The organism is Pseudomonas sp. D8002 (genome assembly GCF_013385695.1).
In the GTDB taxonomy this organism is placed as follows: Bacteria; Pseudomonadota; Gammaproteobacteria; order Pseudomonadales; family Pseudomonadaceae; genus Aquipseudomonas.
Window position 1 is genome coordinate 99,138 of record NZ_JACAPM010000032.1, and the last position, 24,465, is coordinate 123,602.

Annotated in this window: 22 protein-coding genes; 13 read left to right on the top strand and 9 right to left on the bottom strand. The window is 59.1% G+C overall.

All coding sequences use genetic code 11. The annotated features are described in order from the left end of the window. Positions 1–40: 40 nt before the first annotated feature. The 4 genes from fmt to HX807_RS18555 are packed head-to-tail and all read left to right on the top strand — an operon-like array spanning position 41 to position 4,033. A complete protein-coding gene (gene fmt / locus HX807_RS18540) occupies positions 41–1,000 on the top strand; it encodes a methionyl-tRNA formyltransferase (RefSeq protein WP_003213615.1) in 960 nt (319 codons plus the stop codon). After that, positions 997–2,307 carry a 16S rRNA (cytosine(967)-C(5))-methyltransferase RsmB gene (gene rsmB / locus HX807_RS18545; protein WP_177050676.1) on the top strand — a complete coding sequence of 437 codons (1,311 nt, stop codon included), beginning with the start codon at positions 997–999 and terminating at the stop codon, positions 2,305–2,307. Before fmt ends, rsmB begins: the two co-directional genes overlap by 4 nt. A 22-nt stretch (positions 2,308–2,329) precedes the next feature. After that, on the top strand, positions 2,330–3,703 hold the full coding sequence (trkA, locus tag HX807_RS18550; protein ID WP_003213611.1) for a Trk system potassium transporter TrkA: 1,374 nt from the start codon (positions 2,330–2,332) through the stop codon (positions 3,701–3,703). Positions 3,704–3,721: 18 nt separating this feature from the next. Further along, positions 3,722–4,033 (top strand): lipopolysaccharide assembly protein LapB, encoded by a 312-nt coding sequence (locus tag HX807_RS18555; protein ID WP_003213608.1) that lies wholly within the window; start codon positions 3,722–3,724, stop codon positions 4,031–4,033. Between the two features lie 134 nt (positions 4,034–4,167). On the opposite strand, the gene HX807_RS18560 is transcribed toward HX807_RS18555, so the two are convergent. Further along, entirely contained in the window at positions 4,168–5,055 is an 888-nt protein-coding gene (locus HX807_RS18560) for a lysophospholipid acyltransferase (RefSeq protein WP_003213605.1), read from the bottom strand. Between the two features lie 40 nt (positions 5,056–5,095). Beyond that, positions 5,096–5,653 carry a DNA-3-methyladenine glycosylase I gene (locus HX807_RS18565; RefSeq protein WP_102604439.1) on the bottom strand — a complete coding sequence of 186 codons (558 nt, stop codon included), beginning with the start codon at positions 5,651–5,653 and terminating at the stop codon, positions 5,096–5,098. 81 nt (positions 5,654–5,734) lie between these two features. Between HX807_RS18565 and glyQ the strand changes: the two genes are divergently transcribed. The 4 genes from glyQ to HX807_RS18585 all read left to right on the top strand — a co-directional run bounded on the left by glyQ (position 5,735) and on the right by HX807_RS18585 (position 10,133). Continuing rightward, on the top strand, positions 5,735–6,688 hold the full coding sequence (glyQ, locus tag HX807_RS18570) for a glycine--tRNA ligase subunit alpha (RefSeq protein ID WP_003213601.1): 954 nt from the start codon (positions 5,735–5,737) through the stop codon (positions 6,686–6,688). Then, complete coding sequence (glyS, locus tag HX807_RS18575) at positions 6,685–8,739, top strand: glycine--tRNA ligase subunit beta (RefSeq protein WP_003213599.1); 2,055 nt, start codon at positions 6,685–6,687, stop codon at positions 8,737–8,739. Before glyQ ends, glyS begins: the two co-directional genes overlap by 4 nt. 2 nt (positions 8,740–8,741) lie before the next feature. Then, positions 8,742–9,278: a D-glycero-beta-D-manno-heptose 1,7-bisphosphate 7-phosphatase gene (gmhB, locus tag HX807_RS18580; RefSeq protein WP_166742131.1), complete on the top strand. Its 537-nt coding sequence runs from the start codon at positions 8,742–8,744 to the stop codon at positions 9,276–9,278. Positions 9,279–9,362: 84 nt separating this feature from the next. Beyond that, a complete protein-coding gene (locus tag HX807_RS18585; protein WP_003213596.1) occupies positions 9,363–10,133 on the top strand; it encodes a 1-acyl-sn-glycerol-3-phosphate acyltransferase in 771 nt (256 codons plus the stop codon). Between the two features lie 180 nt (positions 10,134–10,313). Here the strand turns inward: HX807_RS18585 and HX807_RS18590 are convergent, their stop codons facing one another. The 3 genes from HX807_RS18590 to HX807_RS18600 form a co-directional block, all read right to left on the bottom strand. Further along, positions 10,314–12,605, bottom strand: a complete 2,292-nt coding sequence (locus tag HX807_RS18590; protein WP_177050678.1) for a CHASE2 domain-containing protein — start codon at positions 12,603–12,605, stop codon at positions 10,314–10,316. An 18-nt stretch (positions 12,606–12,623) separates the two neighbouring features. Further along, complete coding sequence (locus tag HX807_RS18595; RefSeq protein ID WP_256349520.1) at positions 12,624–13,619, bottom strand: FecR domain-containing protein; 996 nt, start codon at positions 13,617–13,619, stop codon at positions 12,624–12,626. A gap of 269 nt (positions 13,620–13,888) precedes the next feature. Beyond that, complete coding sequence (locus tag HX807_RS18600; RefSeq protein ID WP_003213590.1) at positions 13,889–14,140, bottom strand: hypothetical protein; 252 nt, start codon at positions 14,138–14,140, stop codon at positions 13,889–13,891. Between the two features lie 173 nt (positions 14,141–14,313). On the opposite strand from HX807_RS18600, the gene HX807_RS18605 reads away from it, so the two are divergent. Beyond that, positions 14,314–15,036 carry a response regulator transcription factor gene (locus tag HX807_RS18605; protein WP_003213588.1) on the top strand — a complete coding sequence of 241 codons (723 nt, stop codon included), beginning with the start codon at positions 14,314–14,316 and terminating at the stop codon, positions 15,034–15,036. A 98-nt stretch (positions 15,037–15,134) separates the two neighbouring features. Here the strand turns inward: HX807_RS18605 and gyrB are convergent, their stop codons facing one another. From gyrB to dnaA, 4 genes are read right to left on the bottom strand one after another with little or no spacing between them, the layout of a single operon-like run. Further along, the gene (gyrB, locus tag HX807_RS18610; protein WP_003213587.1) at positions 15,135–17,558 is read right to left on the bottom strand and encodes a DNA topoisomerase (ATP-hydrolyzing) subunit B; all 2,424 of its coding nucleotides are present in this window, start codon (positions 17,556–17,558) and stop codon (positions 15,135–15,137) included. Between the two features lie 4 nt (positions 17,559–17,562). Next, the gene (gene recF / locus HX807_RS18615; RefSeq protein WP_003213585.1) at positions 17,563–18,666 is read right to left on the bottom strand and encodes a DNA replication/repair protein RecF; all 1,104 of its coding nucleotides are present in this window, start codon (positions 18,664–18,666) and stop codon (positions 17,563–17,565) included. Positions 18,667–18,686: 20 nt separating this feature from the next. Further along, positions 18,687–19,790 carry a DNA polymerase III subunit beta gene (dnaN, locus tag HX807_RS18620; protein WP_003213582.1) on the bottom strand — a complete coding sequence of 368 codons (1,104 nt, stop codon included), beginning with the start codon at positions 19,788–19,790 and terminating at the stop codon, positions 18,687–18,689. A gap of 39 nt (positions 19,791–19,829) precedes the next feature. Further along, positions 19,830–21,350 carry a chromosomal replication initiator protein DnaA gene (gene dnaA / locus HX807_RS18625; protein ID WP_032868695.1) on the bottom strand — a complete coding sequence of 507 codons (1,521 nt, stop codon included), beginning with the start codon at positions 21,348–21,350 and terminating at the stop codon, positions 19,830–19,832. Between the two features lie 585 nt (positions 21,351–21,935). Here dnaA and rpmH point away from each other — a divergent pair. The 4 genes from rpmH to yidC are packed head-to-tail and all read left to right on the top strand — an operon-like array spanning position 21,936 to position 24,414. Then, positions 21,936–22,070, top strand: a complete 135-nt coding sequence (gene rpmH / locus HX807_RS18630) for a 50S ribosomal protein L34 (RefSeq protein ID WP_003213577.1) — start codon at positions 21,936–21,938, stop codon at positions 22,068–22,070. Between the two features lie 16 nt (positions 22,071–22,086). Next, positions 22,087–22,491 (top strand): ribonuclease P protein component, encoded by a 405-nt coding sequence (gene rnpA / locus HX807_RS18635; RefSeq protein WP_010168490.1) that lies wholly within the window; start codon positions 22,087–22,089, stop codon positions 22,489–22,491. Further along, positions 22,484–22,729 (top strand): membrane protein insertion efficiency factor YidD, encoded by a 246-nt coding sequence (gene yidD / locus HX807_RS18640; RefSeq protein WP_003213574.1) that lies wholly within the window; start codon positions 22,484–22,486, stop codon positions 22,727–22,729. Before rnpA ends, yidD begins: the two co-directional genes overlap by 8 nt. A 2-nt stretch (positions 22,730–22,731) precedes the next feature. Then, on the top strand, positions 22,732–24,414 hold the full coding sequence (gene yidC, locus HX807_RS18645) for a membrane protein insertase YidC (protein ID WP_003213572.1): 1,683 nt from the start codon (positions 22,732–22,734) through the stop codon (positions 24,412–24,414). Positions 24,415–24,465: the final 51 nt, after the last annotated feature.

Genomic DNA, 24,465 nt, shown 5'->3' on the forward strand with positions numbered 1-24,465 from the left:
CTTGCTCCGGCAAGCCTTTTTCTTTTGTGAGACGTTTCCCATGACCGAGCCACTGCGCATCGTTTTTGCCGGCACCCCCGAATTCGCCGCCGAACACCTCAAGGCCCTGCTCGCCAGCCCTTATGAAATCGTGGCGGTCTACACCCAGCCCGATCGCCCGGCCGGTCGTGGGCAAAAACTGATGCCCAGCCCGGTCAAGCAGCTGGCACTGGAAAACAACATTGTGGTGCTGCAGCCGCCGACCCTGCGCAACGCCGATGCCCAGGCCGAACTGGCTGCGCTGAAGCCAGACCTGTTGGTGGTGGTGGCCTACGGCTTGATCCTGCCCCAGGCTGTGCTGGATATCCCGCGCCTGGGCTGCATCAACAGTCACGCCTCGCTGCTGCCTCGCTGGCGTGGCGCGGCACCGATCCAGCGTGCCGTCGAAGCCGGTGATGCGCAAAGCGGTGTGACCGTGATGCGCATGGAAGCAGGCCTGGACACCGGGCCGATGCTGCTGAAAGTCACCACCCCGATCACCGGGCAAGACACCGGCGGCAGCCTGCATGATCGCCTCGCCGAAATGGGCCCGCCGGCTGTCGTCCAGGCCATCGCAGGCCTGGCTGCCGGCACTCTGCAAGGTGAAGTGCAGGACGACAGCCTCGCCACCTACGCCCACAAACTGAACAAGGATGAAGCCCGCATCGACTGGAGCCGCCCGGCCGTTGAGCTGGAGCGTCTGGTGCGTGCCTTCAACCCGTGGCCGATCTGCCACAGCACGCTCAATGGCGAGGCCTTGAAAGTACTGGCCGCCACCCTGGCCGAAGGCAAGGGCGCCCCCGGCGAGATCATCGGCGCCAGCAAGGACGGCCTGTTGGTAGCGTGCGGTGAACAGGCGCTGTGTCTGACCCGTCTGCAATTGCCCGGCGGCAAGGCGCTGAACTTCAGCGATTTGTTCAACAGCCGCCGTGAGAAATTTGCCGTTGGCATCGTCCTCGGCCAAGCGGTGGACGCGCAATGAACCCACGTCTGGCCGCCGCCAAGGCCCTGGCCGCCGTGCTCAACGGCAAGGCTTCCCTCAATAGTTCGTTGCCGACCCAACTGGATAGAGTCGAAGACCGCGATCGCGGCTTTACCCAGGACCTGGCCTTCGGTACCGCCCGCTGGCAGCCACGTTTATCGGCGCTGGCGGCCAAGCTGCTGCAAAAGCCGTTCAAGGCGGCAGACGCCGATGTCGAGGCGCTGCTGCTGGTGGGCCTGTATCAACTGCTCTACACCCGCGTGCCGGCCCACGCAGCCATCGGCGAAACCGTCGGTTGCGCCGACAAGCTGAAAAAGCCTTGGGCCAAGGCCCTGCTCAACGCCGTGCTGCGCCGCGCCCAGCGCGAAAGCGAAGCGCTGCTGGCCGAGCTGGAACATGACCCGGTGGTGCGCACCGCCCACCCGCGCTGGCTGCAAAAATCCTTGAAGGCGTTCTGGCCCGAGCAGTGGGAAGCCATCTGCGCGGCCAACAACGCGCACCCGCCGATGATCCTGCGGGTCAATCGCCGTCATCACACCCGCGACGCTTATCTCACATTGCTTGGCGAAGCCGGTGTAGCGGCCACGGCCTGCGTCTACAGCCAGGACGGCATCGTTCTTACAGAACCGGGCGATGTACGTAACCTGCCCGGGTTCGCCGAAGGCTGGATCAGCGTGCAGGACGAAGCCGCTCAACTGGCCGCCGACCTGCTGGACCTGGCCCCGGGCCAACGCGTACTGGACGCCTGTTGCGCCCCCGGCGGCAAGACCTGCCACATCATGGAAGTGCAAGCAGACCTGGCCGGTGTCGTCGCCGTCGACCTGGAAGCCAAGCGCCTGGTGCGTGTGCGGGAAAACCTCGCCCGTCTGGGCCTCAGCGCCGACCTGATCGCCGCCGACGGCCGCGACACCGCCACCTGGTGGGACGGCAAGCCGTTCCAGCGCATCCTGCTGGACGCACCGTGCTCCGCCACCGGCGTGATCCGCCGCCACCCGGACATAAAGCTGACCCGCCAACCCGACGACATCGCCGCCCTGGCCGTGCTGCAAGGCGAGTTGCTGGACGCGTTGTGGCCGACCCTCGAAGTAGGCGGCATCCTGCTGTACGCCACCTGCTCGACGCTGCCTACCGAAAACACTGAAGTCATCGAAGCCTTCCTTGCTCGCACCAGCGGCGCACGGGAACTGGACCTCGACATCCAGGCCGGGATCAAGCAGCCTCATGGCCGCCAGTTGCTGGCCCAGGAAGGCGGCCACGACGGGTTCTATTACGCCAAGCTGATCAAGATTGCCGCCGCTCGCGGCTGAATGGTTTTAAGGGAGTGACCGGATGAAAATCATCATCCTCGGCGCAGGGCAGGTTGGCGGTACGCTGGCCGAGCATTTGGCCAGCGAAGCCAACGACATCACCGTGGTCGACACCGACGCGGAGCGCCTGCGGGATTTGGGCGACCGTTTGGACATCCGTACCGTACAGGGCCGCGCCTCGTTTCCTACAGTGCTGCGCCAGGCCGGTGCCGACGATGCCGACATGCTGGTGGCAGTCACCAACAGTGACGAGACCAACATGGTTGCCTGCCAGGTCGCCCACACCCTGTTTCACACTCCGACCAAGATCGCCCGAGTGCGTGAGGCGGCCTACCTGACCCGCGCCGGACTGTTCGACAACGACGCGATCCCGGTCGATGTGCTAATCAGCCCGGAACAGGTGGTGACCCATTACATCAAGCGCCTGATCGAACACCCGGGCGCCTTGCAGGTGATCGACTTCGCCGAAGGCAAGGCACAGCTGGTGGCGGTCAAGGCCTACTACGGCGGACCGTTGGTGGGCCAGCAACTGCGCCAGCTACGCGAGCACATGCCCAACGTCGAGACGCGGGTGGCGGCGATCTTCCGTCGCGACCGGCCGATCCTGCCCCAGGGCGATACGGTGATCGAGGCTGACGACGAGGTGTTTTTCATCGCCGCCAAAGCGAACATTCGCGCGGTGATGAGCGAAATGCGCCGTCTGGATGAGACCTATAAACGCATCGTCATCGCCGGCGGCGGGCAGATCGGTGAGCGCTTGGCCGAGGCCATCGAAAGCCGCTACCAGGTGAAGATCATCGAGATGAATCCGGCACGCTGCCGGTATTTGTCCGACACCCTCGACAGCACCGTGGTCCTGCAGGGCAGCGCCTCGGATCGTGATCTGCTGCTGGAAGAAAACATCGCCGACGCCGATATCTTCCTGGCCCTGACCAACGATGACGAAGCCAACATCATGTCGTCGTTGCTGGCCAAGCGGCTGGGGGCGAAGAAGGTGATGACCATCATCAACAACCCGGCCTACGTCGACCTGATCCAGGGCGGCGATATCGACATCGCCATCAGCCCGCAACTGGCGACCATCGGCACCTTGCTGGCCCACGTGCGGCGCGGCGATATCGTCAGTGTGCACTCGTTGCGCCGGGGTGCGGCGGAAGCCATCGAGGCGATTGCCCACGGTGATTCAAAATCGAGCAAGGTGATTGGCAAGGCGATCCGCGATATCGGCCTGCCGCCGGGCACCACCATCGGCGCAATCATTCGCGATGAAGAAGTGATCATCGCCCACGACGACACGGTGATCGCCACGGGCGACCACGTGATTCTGTTCCTTGTGGATAAAAAACATATCCGCGATGTGGAGAAGCTGTTCCACGTGGGCCTGAGCTTTTTCTGATCAAACGGAGTGACCGACATGCTCGAATCCCTGGAAAAAATGCTCGCCAAGGGCGTGGATAACTCACTGCTGCGGTTTGGTTTGGGCAAGGGTTATCTTGATCTGAAGGACAACGCCAAGGCGGCCGAGCATTTGCAGAAATGCGTCGAGTTCGACCCGAAGTATTCGGCGGCGTGGAAGCTGTTGGGCAAGGCGCAGCTGGGGCAGGGTGATAACGCTGCAGCGCGGTTAGCTTGGGAGAAGGGTATTGAAGCGGCCCTGGCACATGGCGACAAGCAGGCCGAAAAGGAAATGACCGTATTCCTGAAGAAACTCGACCGCCAAGCTTAAGCAGAACCCAATGTGGGAGCGGGCTTGCTCGCGAAGGCGTCGTGTCAGTCACCGAATTTGTGTCTGATACACCGCCTTCGCGAGCAAGCCCGCTCCCACATTTTGTTTTGTGCCAACCTTGAGTCAGCCGTACATCAATACCACCGCGCCTCACCCGGCGGGCGTTTCTTGAAGCGTTTCATGCTCCACATGTACTGGCTCGGGTAAGCCCCCACATAGCGCTCCACCACCTTGCTCATCGCCGCACACGAAGTGGCGGTGTCGGTGCTGTACATGTCTTCCGGCGCCGCTTCCAGGATCACTTTGTAGCCCGAGCCATCCGGCAGCCGCAGGGCATGCAGGAACACCCCGACCGCCTTGTGCCCCGCCAGCATGTTCGGCACGAACTTGCTGGTCAGCGCCTGGGTGGCGAAGAACGGCACGAAGATCCCGGCCGATTCCGCCGGCTCCGGATCCGCAGGAATGCCCACCTGGCCGCCTTTGCGCACTTCCTTGATGACACTGAGGATGCCTTCCTTGGTGGACGCCGCCACGCGGTTACCCAGTTGCACCCGCTGTTTGCGCAGCAAGTCATCCACCGCCTTGAGCTTCGGCGGGCGGTAGAAAATGATCGGTTTGCACTGGCTGCAATAGAAGTGGTTCAACACTTCCCAGTTGCCCAGGTGGCTGGTGATGCCGACCACGCCTTTGCCCGAGGCCAGGGCTTCGTGCAGCACTTCCAGGCCTTCGACCTCGCGCACCAGGTCGATGGAACGCTGGGCCGGCCAGATCCAGGCGCAGGCGCTTTCGGTCAGGGACTTGCCGATGTCCATCAGGCTGCGTCCAACGAGACGCTCGCGCTCGGCCGGATCCATGTCCGGAAAGCATTTGGACAGGTTGATCCGCACCGTCTCGCGGGAACGGTTGGGGGTTTTCCACATGATCCAGCCAATTGCCGAACCGACCGCTTGCACCGCGCGCCAGGGCAGCAGGGCAAACAACCGAAGAGCGCCTACCAGCAAGGCGCCTTTAAACTTTTCCACAGGTCACTCCTGATCGTGTGTGGTGCGCAAAGCCGCCATTCTAACCGGCGTTGGCGAGGTCCGCGTAACGGTCGCAGTCCTGAGTGTGGTCCATGACCATGCCCGAGGCCTGCATGAACGCGTAGCAGATGGTCGGCCCGACGAACGTGAAGCCGGCTTTTTTCAAGGCTTTGCTCATGGCCTCAGCCTCCGGCGTAATGGCCGGGACCTGGCTGCGGTCCTTGAAATGATTGACCTTGGGCACGCCGCCCACAAACGACCACAGAAACTCCACGGGGTCCTGCAGCGCCAGCCAGGCGGCGGCATTGCGCCGGGTGGCATTGAGTTTCAGGCGGTTACGCACGATGCCCGGATCGAGCATCAGCGCTTCGATCTCGGCATCGCTCAGTTGGGCCAGACGCTGCGTATCAAAGCCGAACAAGACCTTTCGATAATGCTCGCGTTTGCGTAAAACGGTGATCCAGGACAGGCCCGCCTGGAACCCTTCGAGCAAAAGCAACTCGAACAGTCCCTGCGCATCGCGCAGCGGCGTTCCCCACTCCTGATCGTGATAAGCCATGTACAGCGGATCTTCAGAACACCAAAAGCAGCGTGGCATAAGGCTCCAGGGGATGGTGGCGCGGCCGAATCGGGTATACTCCCGCTCTTTAAATCGCAGCCCAAGTAACAGGTGAATTTCGTGAGCCAGCCTACGCCAGCCGTGCGTACCTTCCAAGACTTGATCCTCGCCCTCCAGCAATACTGGGCCGAGCAAGGTTGTGTGGTACTTCAGCCCTACGATATGGAAGTAGGCGCCGGCACTTTCCACACCGCTACCTTCCTGCGGGCCATCGGCCCGGAAACCTGGAACGCCGCTTATGTGCAGCCCAGTCGTCGCCCGACTGACGGCCGCTACGGCGAAAACCCGAACCGCCTGCAGCACTACTACCAGTTCCAGGTGGTTCTGAAGCCAAACCCGGACAACTTCCAGGAGCTGTACCTGGGCTCGTTGAAACATGTCGGCCTGGACCCGCTGGTCCACGACATCCGTTTCGTCGAAGACAACTGGGAATCGCCAACCCTGGGCGCCTGGGGCCTGGGCTGGGAAGTCTGGCTCAACGGCATGGAAGTGACGCAGTTCACTTACTTCCAGCAAGCCGGCGGCATCGAGTGCTACCCGGTGACCGGCGAGATCACCTACGGTCTCGAGCGCCTGGCCATGTACCTGCAAGGCGTGGACTCGGTCTACGACCTGGTGTGGGCTGACGGCCCGTTCGGCAAGGTGACCTACGGCGACGTGTTCCACCAGAACGAAGTGGAGCAGTCGACCTACAACTTCGAACACGCCAACGTCGAGAAGCTGTTCGAACTGTTCGACTTCTATGAAAGCGAAGCCAAGCGCCTGATCGAACTGGATCAGCCGCTGCCGTTGCCAAGCTATGAAATGGTTCTGAAGGCATCCCACACCTTCAACCTGCTGGACGCCCGTCGTGCCATCTCGGTAACTGCGCGCCAGCAATACATCCTGCGTGTACGCACCCTGGCGCGTTCCGTCGCCCAAGCCTACCTGTTGGCTCGCGCCAAGCTGGGCTTCCCGATGGCCACCCCGGACCTGCGTGATGAAGTGTTGGCTAAGCTGGAGGCTGCACAATGAGTGCTCAAGATTTCCTGGTTGAACTGGGCACCGAAGAGCTGCCACCCAAGGCCCTGAATACCCTGGCCGACGCATTCCTGGCCGGTATCGAAAAAGGCCTGCAAACCGCTGGCCTGAAGTTCGCCGCAAAAAAGGTCTACGCCGCGCCGCGCCGACTGGCTGTGTTGCTCACCGCACTGGAAACCCAGCAGCCGGACCGCAGCATCAACCTCGACGGCCCGCCACGCCAGGCCGCCTTCGATGCTGAAGGCAACCCGACTCAAGCCGCCCTTGGTTTTGCCAAGAAGTGTGGCGTCGAGCTGAGCGAGATCGACCAGAGCGGCCCGAAGCTGCGTTTCAGCCAGGTCATCACCGGCAAGCCGACCGCCAGCCTGTTGCCGACCATCGTTGAAGACTCGCTGAACGACCTGCCGATTCCCAAGCGCATGCGCTGGGGTGCCCGCAAGGAAGAGTTCGTGCGCCCGACCCAATGGCTGGTGATGCTGCTCGGTGACCAGGTCATCGACTGCACCATCCTCGCCCAGAAGGCCGGCCGTGATTCACGTGGCCACCGCTTCCACCATCCTGAAGCCGTGCGCATCACCGCGCCCGCCAACTACCTCAATGACCTGCGTGCAGCCTATGTGCTGGCGGATGCCAATGAGCGCCGCGAGCTGATCAGCAAGCGTACCGAAGAGCTGGCCCGCCTGCAGGAAGGCACCGCCATCGTGCCGCCAAGCCTGCTGGACGAAGTGACCGCTTTGGTTGAATGGCCAGTGCCGCTGGTGTGCTCGTTCGAGGAGCGTTTCCTCGACGTGCCGCAGGAAGCGCTGATCACCACCATGCAGGACAACCAGAAGTATTTCTGCCTGCTGGACGTCGACGGCAAGCTGCTGCCGCGCTTCATCACCGTGGCCAACATCGAAAGCAAGGACCCGCAGCAGATCATCGCCGGTAACGAAAAAGTCGTTCGCCCGCGCCTGACTGACGCCGAGTTCTTCTTCAAGCAAGACAAGAAGCAGAAGCTCGAAGACTTCAACCTGCGCCTGCAGAACGTGGTGTTCCAGGAAAAACTCGGCAGCGTCTACGACAAGGCCGTACGGGTTTCCAAGCTGGCGGCCTACATCGCGCCACGCATTGGTGGCGATGCTGCCTGGGCTGCGCGTGCCGGCCTGCTGTCCAAGTGCGACCTGGCCACCGAGATGGTCGGCGAGTTCCCGGAGATGCAAGGTGTTGCCGGTTACTACTACGCCCTGAATGATGGCGAGCCGCAAGACGTCGCCCTGGCGCTGAACGAGCAGTACATGCCGCGCGGTGCTGGCGCCGAGCTGCCGACCACCCTCACCGGTGCGGCCGTGGCCATCGCTGACAAGCTGGATACCCTAGTCGGTATCTTCGGTATCGGCATGTTGCCTACCGGCAGCAAAGACCCGTATGCGCTGCGCCGTGCGGCCCTGGGCGTGCTGCGCATCCTGATCGACAAGAAGCTCGACCTCGACCTGACCCAGGCCGTGGTGTTTGCGGTTGGCCAGTTCGGTGCCAAGGTCAAGCAAGCCGGCCTGGCCGAGCAAGTGCTGGAGTTCGTGTTCGACCGTCTGCGTGCGCGTTACGAAGACGAAGGCGTGGACGTTTCGGTGTACCTGTCGGTACGTGCCCTGCAACCAGGTTCGGCGCTGGACTTCGACCAGCGTGTGCAGGCCGTACAGGCCTTCCGCAAGCTGCCGGAAGCCGGTGCCCTGGCCGCCGTGAACAAGCGTGTATCGAACCTGCTGAGCAAGGCCGACAACCTCGGCAATGCCGAAGTCGACCCGGGCCTGTTTGCCGATGCCAAGGAGTTCTCGCTGAACTCGGCCATCGCCAAGGCGGAAAACGCAGTGAAGCCGCTGATCGCCGAACGCAACTACGCCGAAGCCTTGGCGCGCCTGGCCACCTTGCGTGAGCCGGTGGATGCGTTCTTCGAAGCGGTGATGATCAATGCCGAAGACGCGGGCGTGCGGAAAAACCGCTACGCCATGCTGGCGCGCCTGCGCGGCCTGTTCATCAATATCGCTGACATTTCCGTACTGAGCTGACCATGTTGAAACTGCTGATTCTCGATCGGGACGGAGTGATCAATTACGACTCCGACGCTTACATCAAATCGGTGGCGGAATGGATTCCACTGCCCGGCTCGATCGAGGCCATCGCGCAGTTGAGCAAAGCGGGCTGGACAGTGGCCATCGCCACCAACCAGTCCGGCATCGCCCGCGGCTACTACGACATCGCCACCCTCGACGCCATGCACGCGCGCCTGCGCACGCTGGTGGCCGAGCAGGGCGGTGAAGTAGGGCTGGTGGTGTATTGCCCGCACGGCCCGGATGAAGGCTGCGATTGCCGCAAGCCCAAACCGGGTATGCTTAAAACTATTGCTGAACATTACAACGTGCCGTTGGCTGGGCTATGGTTTGTCGGGGACAGCCTCGGTGACCTGGAAGCCGCCAAAGCCGTCGACTCTCAGCCAGTTTTGGTAAAAACCGGGAAAGGCGAAAAGACCCAGGCTAAAACCCTGCCGGTAGGTACCTTGATTTTTGACGATCTGGCGGCGGTTGCCGCAGAACTTATCAACAACTAGCAGCCCTTCTGACTTCCTGACCAAGGACTGTTCGGGAGCGCGCTTTTAACAGGCGGGCGTTGTCCCGCAACGGTAAATGCCGCCATGTCGATTTTGCAGGCCATCAGAACCTTCTTCTTTTACCTGCTGTTGGGCACCAGCTCTTTTCTCTGGTGCACCCTGAGCTTTTTTATCGCGCCTTTCCTGCCGTTCAAGGCGCGCTATCGTTTCATCAACGTCTTTTGGTGCAACTGCGCGCTGTGGTTGACCAAGGTGTTCCTGAACATTCGTTTCGAGATCAAGGGCGCCGAAAACGTCCCGGACCAGCCTTGTGTGATTCTGTCGAACCACCAGAGCACCTGGGAAACCTTTTTCCTGTCTGCGTATTTCTCGCCCCTGAGCCAGGTGCTCAAGCGTGAGCTGCTGTACGTGCCATTCTTCGGCTGGGCCATGGCCATGCTGCGACCGATCGCCATCGACCGCGACAACCCCAAGGCCGCACTCAAGCATGTGGCCAAGAAGGGCGATGAGCTGTTGAAGGATGGGGTTTGGGTGCTGATCTTCCCTGAAGGCACACGCGTGCCCTACGGCACTGTGGGCAAGTTCTCACGTGGCGGTACGGCCCTGGCGGTGAACGCCGGGCTGCCGGTGCTGCCGATTGCCCACAACGCCGGCAAGTTCTGGCCGAAGACCGGCTGGGCCAAGCGTGAAGGCACCATCACTGTAATCATTGGCGAGCCCATGTATGCCGAGGGCGAAGGCCCACGTGCCATTGCAGCGCTGAACGACCGTGCCCAGGCATGGAATGAAGCGCAACAAAGGGCCATGGGTTCGTTGCCGCCGGAGCCGGTTGTGGTCGACACGCCGGTGATTTGAGTTTCTGTGGATAACCTGTGTACGGTTTGTTGGCGAATTGCTCTTTTTAGCTTATAGGCTGCTGATTTACTTACATATTTCCCAAGTTCATAAAACAGCGGAAAAGGTGCATAAGTTTTTCCCGCATTAAAAAACCGGTCCCTGAGACCGGTTTTTTATGCACAGGTGAAAAGCCGCGATTCAGTCTCGCCACAATGGCAGCTGAAGGATGAAGGTCGTACCTTTATCCACCTCGCTTTCGCAGCGAATTCTCCCACCGTGACGATCCACGACGGCCTTGACCATGGTCAGCCCCAACCCCAATCCTTCACTGCCCTGAGCCGAGGCGAAGCGCCGGTATTGAGCGAAGAGTTCGGGCAAATCCTGCGGGGAGATTCCTCGCCCCTGGTCGCTGATACGGCACTCCAAAGCGTCTTCATGGCTGGTCAGGCTCAACGTAACGGTGGTGCCCGATGGGCTGTATTTCACCGCATTTTCCAACAGGTTGAACAAGGCTCGGGTCAGCAGCGATTGGTCTGCCCACACCATTTCTTCGCCGTCTTCATCCAGGTGATGGACCAGGCGAATACCTTTCAACTGGGCGTGCACTGCGACTTGATCAAATGCGTCGAGCACCAACATGGCGAACAGGCTGGGCTGGAATTGGTAGCCATCGGATTCGGCTTTCGCCAGCTGCACGAATGATTCGGTCAGGTTCAGGGCACGGCGGACTTGTTGTTCGATCTGCGCAAATATGGGCGCGGCGGAGTCCTGAACATCCAACAGGGCCAGGATCGCCGAATGCGGCGCACGCAGGTCATGGGACAGAAAGCGCAGCAGGGTCTCCCGTTGCTGCTGGGCATCACGCTCAATGCTCAGGTCTGTGAGGCTCAGCAGCCAGCCCAGGGCCACGTCACCGTCTGCAGGCAGCAGCGGCGCCAGGTCGAGGCGCAGGCTGCGGTCAAGGGTATCGCGGAACTCGACAATCTCCAGCGTCGACAGGGCAGGGCGAACACCGTCCTGCAGCGGTGGATAACCTAATGCGGCGAGCTGATCCAAGAGGTTTTCGGCCACCAGTTCATTGCCGAACACATCGCGGGCAATTCGATTGGCCAGCAGGACGTTGCCCTTGGGATCGGTAATCAAGGTTGCTACAGGCAAACATTCCAGCCCATCGGCCATGAAGCGACGAGTGTCCCGGGTACGGCTGACCGCTTGTTCGAGGGCGAAGATTCGTCCCTGCAATACATCACCCTGGCTGGCGGGCGCTCGACGGCGCTCCGGGAGCACTTTGGGCTCGTTGTCCAGGCGTGCCAGTTCCCAGCCGAAGTAGGCCAGGATCACGCTCAGGCGCCGCCAGTTCCAGATCAGATAGCTGAGCAACATGCCAACCAGACTTGCTGCCGGCGACCACCAATGGCCCAGGCGCAACAGGCCCCAAGAACCCAGAAGCGCAGCCCCCATGCAACCGAGGGTCAGCCAAAGTGCATAACGCGGGCGAAACAGCAGAAGGCCCAACAGCACCGCGACCATCGCGGTGGCCAGTAGCGTCGCCATCCACACGGGCAGATCGACAATACTGCGCCCTTGCAGCAAGCCATTGAGAATATTTGCCTGGATCTCCACGCCCGGGGTGGTGCCGACACTGGCCGAAAGCGGCGTGACATAACGGTCGCCCATGCCCGGTGCCGTAGCGCCAATCAGGATCAAGCGGTCGCGCAGCAACTCGGATGGCACCTCCCCGCGCAAGACACTGATATACGGCACGCTGGGAAAGCCAGCATGACTGGCAATAAAAGGAATTCGAATGGCATTTTCCCGCTGCCAGCTGGAGCTTTCCGACGGACCAGGTGCGCCCGGCATTAGGGATGGCTGGCCGCTCAGTTCAAACGCCAGCCAGGCTAACTGCGGTGTCAAATTACCTGGTGGACCTTCACGTAAATACAGGCTTCGAACGATGCCGTCGCTGTCCGCTTCCACGTTGATATGGCCGACGCTACGGGCGCAATCACGCAAGGGCAACACGGGCAGGATTTGCGCCACAGGCTGGCCGTAGCGCGGCGAGCCTTCACGAATCAAAGGCAACAGGACGTTGCCAGCGTTGCACATAGCCTCGGCCAGGCGCAGGTCATTGGCTGGCTCCCGGGCGGGCTCGCTGAAGATCACATCAAACAGGATGCCGGCAGGCTTGGCGGCGCTCAGCTGATCAAGCAGGTCGGCATGCACACGTCGGGACCATGGCCATTGGCCAAGTTCCTTCAGGCTTCGGTCGTCGATCGTTACCAGCAGGATGCGTGGATCCACCGATAAAGGCGCCAGCCGGCGGAGGCTGTCATACAGCAGGTTATTGAGGGCCAGGCCAGGGCTCAGGGACAGGAAGGCCGTGATGGGTAATAGCAACAGGCTGACCCACAGCCATTCGCGCACCAGGCCATTGAACAGCCGCTGAGCCTGAGTCGGTTGGCGCTTTTCAGCCCTGTGCCACAGCCTCACCGGCTCGCGTCCAGGGCACTACTGAACGCGGTTCGCGGGTGGGTAATAGAAAATGTCATAAACCCCGGTTTCTCCCTCAAGCCCGTGTTCATCATATGCCGACAAGCGAACGTGATAGAACGATGCTTTCAGCCCAGTGAAGCGCATTTGCGGCTTGTCGGAGAAATTTTCCTGCTTGATGTTCAGAAACTCCTTATCGGTCGCGACCTGGGCCCGGTAGCGTTGGGCCCCGGCCAATGGCCGCAGGAACAGGGTCCAGACAGGCGCATCGCCCTTTTGGCCGTCCTGGCCGACCAACCGTGGCGCATCAAGCAGTTCCACGGGTTTGAGTTCGCCTTGTTTCTTGAACGCGAGGCCCTGCCGCGCACCAACCTTTACTTCACCAGAGACTGGACCGGTAATGGGCTTCTTCTTGATAGGGCGCGGGGTCGGTGGAGCGTCATCACGATTGACCGCCACTTGCCCGTTGAGTACTTCCACCAGCGATTGTTCGCCATCGTTACGCACACGGAAATGCGTGCCGCGTACCCCTAGAACGCCCACCGGGGTCATGATCTGGAAACGGTCATAGTCGCTGGCACGCTTGATCACGTAAGCCTCGACCTGACCTTCTTCAAGAATCACCTGGGGAATGGATTGCTCCTCGACCAGATGCAATCGGACCTGGGAGCTGGAGGGCAAGACAATCCGCGAGCCGTCCCCCAGCAACAGGCTGACAAATGCGCCCGATGAGGTTTTTACGCTTTCTTGTTCATCGATGAACATGCCTTCTTCCAGGGCCGTGGACACACCCTTGGCATCCAGTTTCCAGGCTTCACCCGTGAGGTGCTGCACCACTGCCGGAAGCGGTTGCGCGCGGCACATCCGGTTGTCGTCGATATAGGGTGCACGGGGAGGGGAAGGGCGTGCCAAGGCCGGAAGACTCACTACGCCAAGCGTAACGATCAGGCCCGAACTCAACAGCGTAGAAGCGGCAGAGCGGAATCGGCAAGGGAAAAAGGTCATGGCGCTCATCAAGATTCTAGTTCTAATGGGTCATCAGAAAGCACTTTCAGGCAGCGTCTTGCAGCGGGAAGACCTTGAGTACCGTCTACGATACTCGATGAGGTATCCAGTCGATAGCCGAAATATCTGGGAGCGTGAGATCCATTGCAGAAGATGACACGTCCCTGTGTCGGAGCACTTCCGTCGCTCCAATCCGTGTGTCATCCAGCGAGAGCGAATTTACCTACAACATAGGTGCATCGGACCGATTCGCAACATTTGTTCAGATTTGCGGGTACTTAAAATACCCAACGTTGGGTCTGCTGCTGTTCGCTGAGTTGCTGAAACGGTGAACGGGCGAAGCCCATGCCATTGCCGGGCTCACTCAAAGTCTGCCGTTCCTCGAACGGCATAGGTATCGCCGGCTTATTGGCCCCGACCGTTTCCGTGCCCAGCGTAGCAACCATCACCACCAATACCAGTCTTCCCCATACATCAACCTTCCCCAGAACGGCCATACGTCTCGAAACAGCATAAAACCAGATTGCCATTGATCCTTTTCCTGAAGGTCTCGAGCCGGTATCTTCCCAGCTTGGGTGTTGACGATTTCCAATGGCTTGCGGCCATTTGATATCAGCGTACCGAGAGATTCAGAGGGCCTGAGAATCTGGCCATAATTGTTCAGATTCGATGCCCGCATTCTTCAATAAGAAAGGACCCTGCCATGCGTGTCGCAATATTGGATGACGAACCTGCTGAACTGCGGCGGGTGGAACAGACACTGCGACAAATCCCCAGCGCTGCGGATCAGCCATGGACCCTGCACTGCTTCGAGCGTGGAGAAGACCTGCTGCGACAACTGCGCCGCGAGACCTTCGACTTGCTGATCCTTGACTGGCAACTGCCCGACCTCAGTGGCCTGGCATTGCTGCGCTGGACCCGCGAGCACATGGAAGCGCCGCCAGCCGCCATCATGCTTACCAGCCGCGATGCCGAGAGCGATATCGTCCAGGCGCTGAACAGTGGTGCAGATGATTACGTCAGCAAGCCGTTTCGTCCCAATGAGCTTAAGGCTCGGGTGAATGCCGTTCTGCGTCGCCACGGGTTGCAGAAGTCTGCAGCCAGTGAGGTGCATACCTTCAATGACCTGACCTTTGATGATGCTGAACTCACGGTGAGCAGGGCGGGAAAACCCATCAGCCTGACGGAGCGCGAATACCGCCTGGCGCGGTGCCTGTTTGAGAACCTGGCGCGGCCGCTGTCTCGAGAGTACCTGTATGAACGGTTCTGGACCCATGAGGAGATGGTGTCGTCGCGGCCGCTGGATACGCATATTTATCGGCTGCGGAATAAGCTCGGGCTGACGGCGGATCGGGGTTGGCAGTTGCTGACGATCTATGGGTACGGATATCGGTTGGAGAGTGTGACGGCGGCTTCCGAGGACTGAGATGTTCCACGTGGAGCATTTATAAAATGCTCATATCCAGCCCATAAAAAAGGCCAACGCTAAGCGTTGGCCTTTTTTGTTTTTGCGCTGCAACCTGATCAGAAGTCCAGGTTGGAAACCGCCAGGGCATTGCTCTCGATGAAGTCACGACGAGGCTCGACCGCATCACCCATCAGGGTGTTGAAGATCTGGTCCGCGCCAATGGCGTCTTCGATGGTCACGCGCAGCATGCGACGCTGGGCTGGGTCCATGGTGGTTTCCCACAGCTGATCCGGGTTCATTTCGCCCAGACCTTTGTATCGCTGAATGGTGTGGCGCTTGGTGCTTTCCGCCATCAACCAGTCCAGGGCTTCCTTGAACTCTTTGACCGCTTTCTTGCGCTCGCCACGCTGAATGTAAGCACCGTCGTCCAGCAGGGTGCTCAGTTGCGCGCCGAGGGTAACAACCGTCTTGTAGTCGTTGCTGCCGAAGAAGTCGCGGTTGAAGGTGACGTAGTTCGACAGGCCGTGGGAGATCAGTTCGACCTCTGGCAGCCAGACGTTACGTTCACGGTCTTCACGCAGGCTGGCTTTGTAGACCAGGCCGGATTTTTCAACGGTACGCAGGCGGACTTCGTACTGGGCCAACCAAGCCTGCATGTGGGCATGATCACCCAACTGTTCCAGGCTGACGGATGGCAGGTAGATGAAGTGCTCGGTCAGCTCCTGAGGGTACAGGCGCGACAAACGCTTGAGGGTCTTCATCACCATGCGGAAGTCGTTTACCAGGCGCTCCAACGCTTCACCGGAGATGCCCGGGGCTTCGTCGTTCAAGTGCAGGCTCGCATCTTCCAGGGCCGACTGCGTCATGTACTCTTCCATGGCGTCGTCGTCTTTGATGTATTGCTCTTGCTTGCCTTTTTTCACTTTGTACAACGGCGGCTGGGCGATGTAGATGTAGCCACGCTCGATCAACTCCGGCAACTGACGGAAGAAGAACGTCAGCAGCAGGGTGCGGATGTGCGAACCGTCAACGTCAGCATCGGTCATGATGATGATGTTGTGGTAGCGCAGCTTGTCGATGTTGTACTCATCGCGGCCGATGCCACAGCCCAGGGCGGTGATCAAGGTGCCGACTTCCTGCGAGGAAATCATCTTGTCGAAACGCGCCTTCTCGACGTTGAGGATCTTACCCTTCAACGGCAGGATGGCCTGGGTGCGACGGTTGCGACCCTGCTTGGCGGAACCGCCAGCAGAGTCACCTTCCACCAGGTACAGTTCGGAGAGGGCAGGGTCTTTCTCCTGGCAGTCAGCCAGTTTGCCCGGCAGGCCGGCGATATCCAGCGCACCTTTACGACGCGTCATCTCACGGGCTTTACGCGCCGCTTCACGAGCCCGTGCTGCGTCGATCATCTTGCCGACAACCAGCTTGGCTTCGTTCGGGTTTTCCAGCAGGAAGTCGGAGAAGTACTTGCCCATTTCCTGTTCGACCGCTGTCTTCACTTCGGAGGACACCAGCTTGTCTTTGGTCTGGGAGCTGAACTTCGGATCCGGAACCTTGACCGAGATAATGGCGGTCAGGCCTTCGCGGGCATCGTCACCGGTGGTGGCGACTTTGTGTTTCTTCGCCAGGCCTTCCGCTTCGATGTAGGTGTTCAGGTTACGCGTCAGTGCAGAACGGAAACCCACCAGGTGAGTACCGCCATCGCGCTGAGGAATGTTGTTGGTGAAGCACAACAGGTTCTCGTTGAAGCTGTCGTTCCACTGCAGGGCGATTTCTACGCCGATGCCGTCTTCACGCTGGATGTTGAAGTGGAACACCTGATTGACCGCGGTCTTGTTGGTGTTCAGGTATTCAACGAACGCACGCAGGCCGCCTTCGTACTTGAACAGCTCTTCCTTGCCGCTGCGTTCGTCCTTGAGGACGATACCCACACCGGAGTTCAGGAAAGACAGTTCACGAATCCGCTTGGCCAGAATGTCCCAGCTGAAGTGGATGTTCTTGAAGGTTTCAGCCGAAGGCTTGAAGTGAATCTGCGTACCAGTGCTTTCGCTGTCACCGACGATTTTCATCGGTTCCTGTGGAACACCATGAACGTAAGTCTGTTCCCAGATCTTGCCGCTACGACGTACAGTCAGGATCAGCTCTTCAGAAAGGGCGTTTACTACCGAAACACCTACACCGTGCAAACCGCCGGATACTTTATAGGAGTTATCGTCGAACTTACCGCCGGCGTGGAGCACGGTCATGATGACCTCTGCCGCCGAAACGCCTTCTTCTTTATGCACATCTACCGGAATGCCGCGACCGTTGTCGCGTACGGTGATGGATTCGTCCGGGTGGATGATGATGCTGATGTCGTCGCAGTGACCGGCCAAAGCTTCGTCGATCGAGTTATCGACCACCTCGAACACCATGTGGTGCAGACCGCTGCCATCATCGGTATCACCGATGTACATACCGGGACGTTTGCGTACGGCATCCAAACCTTTAAGCACTTTAATGCTGGTCGAGTCGTACGTATTCGTATTTTCTTCGCTCATGCCTTCACTCCCGATGGTCGTGGGTCTGGGTGATACGGCCTTGTTCCACGTGGAACAAAGCGACTGGCGTTTCCGTCTGCCAGCCTTCCCTCAATAATTCGTGGTCTACACAGGTGATAAACACCTGGCAGCGTAAGTCTTCCAACAAGCGGCATAACGCGCGGCGGTGCTGCTCGTCCAGTTCGGACGGCAAGTCATCCACCAGATAAATACATTGCCCGCGCCGGGCCTGGCTAACCAGATGCCCCTGGGCGATACGCAAAGCGCAGACCACCAACTTCTGCTGACCGCGGGACAAGATATCCGCAGCATTGTGTGCGCCCAATCTAAGGCGCAAATCAGCCCGTTGTGGTCCGGCCTGGGTGTGACCAATTTGCTGATCCCGTTGCAAGGACGTCGCGAGCACTGCACTCAGTTCCCGGTCTTTGTCCCAACCACGGTAGTAGCTCAACGTCAGCCCCTCGAGTTCGAGTAACTCGCTCAAGGTCTGCTCAAAGACTGGTTTCAAGGCTTTGATATAGGCGCGGCGGTATTCATCTATTTCAGCGCTGGCCAGGCACAGTTCCCGGTCCCAAGCAGCTTGCGAAGCGGCGTCAAGTGTACCATGCCGCAGCCATGAGTTCCGCTGCCGCAGGGCCTTCTGCAGGCGCTGCCAAGTGGCCATGAAACGCGGTTCCACGTGGAACACTCCCCAATCGAGGAATTGCCTGCGGATTTTAGGCGCGCCTTCCAGCAAGCGGAAGCTGTCCGGGTTGATCAGTTGCAGCGGCAGGATTTCTGCCAGCTGCGCAGCACTACGAGCATTCTGCCCATCGATGCGGATTTGAAACTCCCCCTGACGATCACGAGAAATCCCCAGGCTGCTATGACCGCCTTCGGCCAATTCGACTTGGCCAAATACTGTGCACGCCAGTTGCTCGTACTGAATCACCGGCAACAAGCGGGCACTGCGAAAGGAACGAGCGAGCCCCAGCAGGTGAATGGCTTCCAGCACGCTGGTTTTGCCACTGCCGTTGGCGCCGTGGAGGATATTGATGCGGGGGGAGGGGGAGAAGGTCACCGGGTGCAAATTGCGCACCGCGGTGACCGAGACGCGACTGAGGGACATCTAGCTTCTGCTGAACATGATTACAGGCGCATCGGCATGACAACGTAAGCCGAGTCATCGTTGTCGGATTCTTGTACCAGGGCGCTGCTGTTGGAGTCAGACAGAATCAGGCGAACCTGTTCAGTGGTCATCACGCCCAGCACGTCCAGCAGGTAGCTGACGTTGAAGCCGATTTCCAGGTTGCCGCCGTTGTAGTCGACGCCCACTTCTTCTTCCGCTTCTTCCTGCTCAGGGTTATTCGCCTGGATTTTCAGTTGGCCGTTGGCCAATTGCAGGCGGATACCACGGTATTTCTCGTTGGAAAGAATAGCGGTACGGCTGAACGCTTCACGCAGGGCCTGACGATCACCGATCACCAGCTTGTCGCCGCCTTTAGGCAGAACGCGCTCGTAATCCGGGAACTTGCCGTCAACCAGCTTGGAAGTGAAGGTGAACTCGCCAGTGGTCGCGCGGATGTGGTGCTGGCCCAGCACGATACTGACATTGCCATCCGGCTCAGTCAGCAGGCGCGCGAGTTCCAGAATACCTTTACGCGGCACGATCACCTGGTGGCGATCCGGCTGACCGATATCGGCCTTCATCGAGCACATGGCCAGACGGTGACCGTCGGTGGCTACGGCGCGGATGATGCCTTCGGAGACTTCCAGCAGCATGCCGTTAAGGTAATAACGCACGTCCTGCTGGGCCATGGCGAAGCTGGTGCGCTCGATCAAGCGGCGCAGTCGGCTTTGTTCCAGGCTGCAGGTCAGCGAGCCTGGGCCTTCTTCCACGGTCGGGAAGTCGTTGGCCGGCAAGGTCGACAGGGTGAAACGGCTGCGACCGGCCTTGACCACCAGCTTTTGCTCATCAACCTTGATGTCGATCAGCGCGTCGTTGGGCAGGCTCTTGCAGATGTCCATCAGCTTGCGCGCCGGCACGGTGATCTCGCCGGGTTCGGCGGGCTCTTCGAGCTGGACGCGACCGACCAGCTCGACTTCCAGGTCGGTACCGGTCAAGGACAATTGCTGGCCTTCGACAACCAGCAATACGTTGGAAAGCACCGGCAAGGTCTGTCGGCGCTCGACGACGCCTGCGACCAGTTGCAGGGGTTTCAACAGGGCTTCGCGTTGAATGGTGAAATGCATGGTCTAGTCCCTTGCCTTAATAAGCTGCGCTGGTGTTCATCAAGTAGTCAGTGTACGCAGCAGGTTCTTGTAGTCCTCGCGAATATCCGCGTCGGATTCCTTAAGTTCGTTGATCTTGCGGCACGCGTGCAAGACCGTGGTGTGGTCGCGACCGCCAAACACATCACCAATTTCCGGCAGGCTGTGGTTGGTCAGCTCTTTGGAGAGCGCCATCGCTACCTGGCGGGGACGTGCTACCGAGCGCGAACGGCGCTTGGACAGCAGGTCGGAAATCTTGATCTTGTAATACTCGGCCACGGTGCGCTGGATGTTATCCACACTCACCAGCTTGTCTTGCAACGCCAGCAGGTCTTTCAGGGATTCGCGAATCAGCTCGATGGTGATGTCACGACCCATGAAGTGCGAGTGAGCGATGACCCGCTTGAGTGCGCCTTCCAGTTCACGCACGTTGGAGCGAATGCGCTGGGCGATAAAGAACGCGGCGTCGTGCGGCAGGTCGACTTTGGCCTGGTCGGCCTTTTTCATCAGGATCGCGACGCGGGTTTCAAGCTCCGGCGGTTCTACCGCTACGGTCAGGCCCCAGCCGAAGCGCGACTTCAGGCGCTCTTCCAGGCCTTCGATTTCCTTCGGATAACGGTCACTGGTCAGGATGACCTGCTGGCCACCTTCGAGCAACGCGTTGAACGTGTGGAAAAACTCTTCCTGGGAACGTTCCTTGCGGGCGAAGAATTGAATGTCATCGATCAGCAAGGCATCAACGGAACGGTAGAACCGCTTGAACTCGTTGATGGCGTTGAGCTGCAACGCCTTGACCATATCGGCCACGAAGCGCTCCGAGTGCAGGTACACGACCTTGGCATTCGGGTTCTTCTTTAATAGGTGGTTACCCACGGCGTGCATCAAGTGAGTTTTACCCAAGCCAACGCCACCATAAAGGAAGAGCGGGTTGTAACCGTGCTTGGGATTGTCGGCGACCTGCCAGGCAGCCGCGCGGGCCAGCTGGTTGGATTTACCTTCGACAAAGTTCTCAAAGGTGAACGTGCGGTTCAGATAGCTGGTGTGCTTGAGCGCACCCTCTACCTGGACGGTGCGCTGTTCGGCACGAACCGGGGCCTGTTGTGAGCTGGCGCCGGCCATTGGGTCAAAGCTGTCGCGGGACGGCTCTTCATTTATAGGCGCGTTTTTCTGCGACGAGGATTTCGAAGGCGTCTGGGCGACCGGGGCTGGAGAGTTATTAACAGGTGCCGCAGCGGCCTGAGCCTGGGAGGCACTGGCTGCCAACGGTGCATTCGGCGCAGCACGAGGTGCCGAGCTACGTTTGCTGCCTATTAATAAGGAGAGCACCGGAGCAAGCCCGTTGCCGTGTTCGTCGAGCAATTCGAGAACGCGGCTCAGGTATTTCTCGTTGACCCAGTCGAGAACAAAACGATTGGGTGCGTAGACACGCAACTCGTCGCCTTCGGCTTCGACCTGTAGCGGACGGATCCAGGTGTTGAATTGCTGGGCAGGCAGCTCATCGCGCAAAAGCTCCACGCACTGCTGCCAAAGTTCCACTGACACGGATATCCCCTAAGTTGAAAGCCGGTGAGGCAAAAACAGCCGCCATTGTAGCGGCCAGCCGCCCACTTATCCACATGTAGGTTGCTCACAGGGCGCCAAGAATCAATGCCTTAACCGTAAAAAAGGCGACAAATGGTCTGTGCATAAGCTCTGTGGATAAGCGCCCCTAAGCTCGTTGTACAAGTGGGGTCGAAAGTCTGTGGGTAACTGGCCTGTGGATAACTAGCCATTCCACACACAGCTTATCCGATAGCGCAGCACAGGCAGAGCACCGTTTCTCCCCCGTGTTGTCATTCTCTGTACAGCCCGTAGAATATGTCCTCAAGGCAGTTATCCACAGAAGATGGGGTGCCTAGCTTTTATAAGCTTTACAGAAAAGCTTTAAATAACTTCCTTCTTTATTTTTATATCTATGGCATTGCTCGTGAAAGGCGAATCGCCCGGATTCGGTACGCAGGCCTCCAGATATCTAATTAAAGGAAAAGCTGGTTGGAAATTGACCTAGAGGCTTGCTTTCTCTAGAATCGCCGGTCTCTTAAAACGGGGGCCATTCCGGCCCGTTGTGGACGAACCAGGTAACACGCCATGAAACGTACTTTCCAACCAAGCACCATCAAACGCGCCCGTACTCACGGCTTCCGTGCTCGCATGGCCACCAAGAACGGCCGTGCTGTCCTGTCGCGTCGCCGCGCCAAAGGTCGTGCGCGTCTGGCAGTTTGATAATCCGGTACTGGTGGTGAGTCAGGACTTCAGTCGGGAAAAGCGTCTGCTAACCCCCCGGCATTTCAAGGCAGTCTTTGACTCCCCCACCGGCAAGGTTCCGGGGAAAAATCTCCTGCTCCTTGCGCGTAACAACGATCTGGATCACCCCCGTCTCGGGTTGGTGATCGGCAAGAAGAGCGTAAAGCTCTCCGTTGAGCGCAATCGCCTCAAGCGTCTGATGCGCGAATCGTTTCGCCTCCACCAGGAGACTCTGGTTGGTTGGGATATTGTTATCGTCGCGCGCAAAGGCTTGGGGGACGTAGAAAACCCCGAATTGATTCAGCATTTCGGCAAGCTCTGGAAACGTTTGGCTCGTACCAACAAGCCAGCACCAGCTGTCAGCACCGAAACTGTAGGGGTAGACAGTACTGATGCGTAAACTGGCCCTCGTTCCGATCCAGTTTTACCGCTATGCCATTAGTCCCCTGATGGCAAACCACTGTCGTTTCTACCCCAGTTGTTCCTGCTACGCGTTGGAAGCCATAGAAAATCATGGCCTTCTGCGCGGTGGCTGGCTGACCTTTCGTCGTTTAGGTCGCTGTCATCCGTGGAATCCCGGTGGTTATGACCCGGTTCCGCCTATCCCTACCTCCCGTTCTTCTTCGATGGCCGAGTAATCATGGATATTAAACGCACGATCCTGATCGTCGCCCTGGCAATCGTGTCCTACTCTATGGTTCTTAAGTGGAACCAGGATTATGGCCAAGCTGCCCTGCCGACTCAGAATGTTGCTACCAATCAGTCGGCGCCGGCTATTCCGGATACGCCACTGGGTAACAATGCTGCCGCCAGTGCCGATGTACCCAGCGCGAATGCCGATACCAGTACCCCGGTAGAAACCCCGGTCGTCACCAATAAAGACCTCATCCATGTAAAAACGGATGTACTGGACCTGGCAATCGACCCACAGGGTGGTGATATCGCCCAGCTGAAGCTGCCGCTGTATCCACGTCGCCAAGACCATCCGGACGTTCCGTTCCAACTGTTCGATAACGGTGGCGAACGTGTATATCTGGCGCAAAGTGGCCTGACCGGTACTGACGGTCCGGATGCTCGTGCTACCGGTCGTCCGGTTTATTCGACCGAACAGAAGACTTATCAACTGGCCGATGGCCAGAACCAGTTGAACGTCGACCTGAAATTCAGTCACGACGGCGTCAACTACATCAAGCGTTTCAGCTTCACCCGCGGTTTGTACGATCTGAAAGTCACTTACCTGATCGACAACGAAAGCGCGAAGCCGTGGACGGGCAACCTGTTTGCCCAGCTCAAGCGTGACAACAGCGCCGATCCTTCTTCCAGCACCGCCACCGGCACCGCGACTTACCTGGGCGCAGCCCTGTGGACAAGTAGCGAGCCGTACAAAAAAGTGTCGATGAAAGATATCGACAAGGGCGCGCTGAAAGAAACCGTTCAAGGTGGCTGGGTTGCCTGGTTGCAACACTACTTCGTGACCGCATGGATCCCGAACAAAGGTGATGCCAACCTGGTTCAAACCCGCAAAGACAGCCAAGGCAACTACATCATTGGCTTTACTGGCCCGACGTTGACCGTCGCGCCGGGTGCCAAGGCTGAAGCCAGCGCCACGTTGTACGCCGGTCCGAAGAGCCAGGCAGTCCTCAAAGAGTTATCCCCAGGTCTGGAACTGACTGTGGATTACGGCATTCTGTGGTTCATTGCCCAGCCGATTTTCTGGCTGCTGCAACATATCCACAGCATTGTGGGTAACTGGGGCTTCTCGATTATCCTGCTGACCATGCTGATCAAGGGGATCTTCTTCCCACTGTCGGCCGCCAGCTACAAGTCGATGGCGCGTATGCGTGCCGTGGCCCCGAAACTGGCTGCGCTGAAAGAACAACATGGCGATGACCGGCAGAAAATGTCCCAGGCCATGATGGAGCTGTACAAGAAAGAGAAGATCAACCCGCTGGGTGGATGCTTGCCGATTCTGGTGCAGATGCCGGTGTTCCTGTCGCTGTACTGGGTGCTCCTGGAAAGCGTGGAAATGCGCCAGGCTCCGTTCATGCTGTGGATAACTGACCTGTCGATCAAAGACCCGTTCTTTATCCTGCCGATCATCATGGGCGCGACCATGTTCATCCAGCAGCGCCTGAACCCGACTCCGCCGGACCCGATGCAGGCCAAGGTAATGAAAATGATGCCAATCATCTTCACCTTCTTCTTCCTGTGGTTCCCGGCTGGTCTGGTGCTGTACTGGGTGGTCAACAACTGCCTGTCGATCTCCCAACAGTGGTACATCACACGTAAAATCGAAGCGGCTACCAAAAAAGCCGAGGCGTAATTTACTCTGTGGATAACACCACTCAAGACGCCCCCTAGTGGGGCGTTTTGC